Origin of the sequence: Micromonospora sp. AMSO1212t, from assembly GCF_008868145.1 — a bacterium.
GTDB classification, from domain to species: domain Bacteria; phylum Actinomycetota; class Actinomycetes; order Mycobacteriales; family Micromonosporaceae; genus Micromonospora; species Micromonospora tulbaghiae.
Map to the genome: position 1 here is coordinate 1 of NZ_WBKS01000247.1, position 1596 is coordinate 1596.

1 protein-coding gene and 1 pseudogene are annotated in these 1596 nt (G+C 75.6%); both read right to left on the reverse strand.

Translation table 11 applies throughout. The features are described 5' to 3' along the window. On the reverse strand, positions 1-1218 hold a 1218-nt coding region (locus F8279_RS29615; RefSeq protein WP_151501705.1), incomplete at its 3' end, for a dolichyl-phosphate beta-glucosyltransferase. A 3-nt stretch (positions 1219-1221) separates the two neighbouring features. Then, positions 1222-1596 (reverse strand): annotated as a pseudogene (locus tag F8279_RS29620) (glycosyl transferase); the annotation flags it as partial.

The following is a 1596-nucleotide window of genomic DNA, read 5'->3' on the forward strand; positions in this document are numbered from 1 at the left end:
GCGGTGGTGCATGGCCAGGCGGAGAAGGAGGAAGCGCAGGGCCGTGGCGGCCAGGTTGGCGGCCACCAGGACGGTCAGCTCCCAGCCTCGACTCGGGGGTGTGGTGGCGTGCAGCACGGCCAGGGAGCCGCTGGTCAGGGCCAGGCCGAGCGCGAACGCCAGCAGCCCCTGGAGGTGGTGGCGGCCGGCGTGCCGGCGGCCGGTCACCCCGAACGTGAGCCGCCGGTTGGCCGCCGTGTTGGCCACCGCGGTGAGCAGCAGCGCCAGCAGATTCGCCGGCTGCGCGCCGAGCGGGCCGCGGGCCAGCAGGAACAACAGCAGGTACGCGAGTGTGCTCGCCACGCCCACCGCGGCGAACCGGGCGAGCTGCCGGGGCAACCCGGCCGGCACCTGCGCCGGGGGTGCCGGCAGCGGTCCGCGCCCGAGCTGGGCGCGCAGCTGCGCCAGTGGCAGCGCCCCGGTGACCAGCGCCCGGCCCAGCCGGCCGATGCCGCGCAGGTCGGCGAGCGCGGTGGCGACGATGTCGACGCGGCTGTCCGGGTCGTCCACCCAGTCCACCGGCACCTCGTGGATGCGCAGCCCGGCCCGCTGCGCCAGGACCAGCAGCTCGGTGTCGAAGAACCAGCCGGTGTCGCGTACCAGCGGCAGCAGCTCGGCGGCCACGTCGGCGCGGATCGCCTTGAACCCGCACTGGGCGTCGGAGAAACGCGCCGCGAGCGCGCCGCGCAGCAGCAGGTTGTAGCCCCGCGAGATGACCTCCCGCTTGGCGCCCCGGACCACCCGGCTGGTCCGGGCCAGCCGGGTGCCGATGGCCAGGTCCGAGTGCCCGGAGATGAGCGGCGCGACCAGCGGCAGCAGCGCGGCCAGGTCGGTGGACAGGTCCACGTCCATGTACGCGAGCACCGGCGCCGGCGAGGCCGACCACGCGGCGCGCAGCGCTCGCCCGCGTCCCTTCTCGTCCAGGCGCAGCACCCCCACCTCGGGCAGCTCGTCGGCGAGCGCCCGCGCCACCGCCGGCGTGCCGTCCACGCTGGCGTTGTCGGCCACCGTGATCCGGAACGGGTACGGGAAGTGCGCGGTCAGGTGCGCGTGCAGCCGCCGGACGCAGGGCCCGAGGTCGACCTCCTCGTTGTAGACCGGGACCACCACGTCGAGGACCGCGCTGCCGGCGGCGGGCCGGGCCTGCACGGCGGCCCGGGGCGCGTACGCGCCGGTCATCGCTCAGCCCTGCTTTCCGCTGCTCAGGTCGTACACGGTCACGCCGTCGACGGTGGTCGCGGTGAAGCTCGCGGCGACCCACGCGGCGATCTCGGCCGAGGCGTTGCTGCCGCCGTTGGCCCGGAACCCGCCGCCGCCGAGGAAGTAGTGGATCCGCCCGTCGGCGACGTACCGCTGGAACTGGGCGAGCGTCGGCGACGGGTCGCTGCCGTTGAAACCGCCGATCGGCATGACCGGCCGGCCGGTGGCCAGCTGGTAGCCGGAGGCGTTGTTCGAGCCGACCGTGGCGGCGACCCAGGTGTAGTCGTCGGCGTCCGCGGTGAGCAGCGCGGTCATCTCGGCGCTCGGCTCGCGGGCGTCGAGCAGCCCGCCCATGCC